This window comes from Mesorhizobium sp. M7A.F.Ca.US.005.03.2.1 (assembly GCF_003997795.1).
GTDB classification, from domain to species: Bacteria; Pseudomonadota; Alphaproteobacteria; order Rhizobiales; family Rhizobiaceae; genus Mesorhizobium; species Mesorhizobium ciceri.
In genome coordinates this window covers 1-389 of the sequence record NZ_RZRP01001650.1, presented here as the reverse complement: position 1 = coordinate 389, position 389 = coordinate 1, and the positions used below count along the sequence as shown (strand labels likewise).

At 65.0% G+C, this 389-nt stretch carries 1 protein-coding gene and 1 pseudogene; both read left to right on the top strand.

Annotation, left to right across the window (positions count from 1 at the left end; genetic code table 11):
• The first annotated feature begins 7 nt into the window (after positions 1-7).
• Positions 8-175, top strand: coding sequence for an ABC transporter permease subunit (locus tag EN991_RS39635; RefSeq protein ID WP_281058870.1), 168 nt, complete (start codon positions 8-10; stop codon positions 173-175).
• Positions 172-389, top strand: a pseudogene (locus EN991_RS39630) (ABC transporter permease); the annotation flags it as partial. The gene EN991_RS39635 and the pseudogene EN991_RS39630, both read left to right, overlap by 4 nt.

The following is a 389-nucleotide window of genomic DNA, read 5'->3' as shown; positions in this document are numbered from 1 at the left end:
GTTCGGCATCCAGGGACTTGGCAATCTGGTCCTGAACGCGGCCAAGGCCCGTGATTTCCCGATGCTGGAGGCAGGCGTATTGGTGATGGCGGCCATCTTCGTGCTGTCGGCGGCGGCCGGCGACCTCTTGCTGGCGCTGCTCGATCCGCGGCAACGCCGCCGGACCTCGCCATGACGGATCTGGCCGAGTTTCCCGCACCGCAGCTCGCCGTGGCGGGCTTTTCGACAATGCGCCGGATTCGCAGTGCTTTCGCCGGATTGCCGCCGTCGGTCGTGGTCGGATTGCTGCTGCTTTTGTTCTGGGTCGCTTGCGCCATAGCAGGCAACCTCTTCGTTCCCTACGATCCCTATGCCGAGGATTTCCTGGCGACGCTGACGCCGCCCGATGC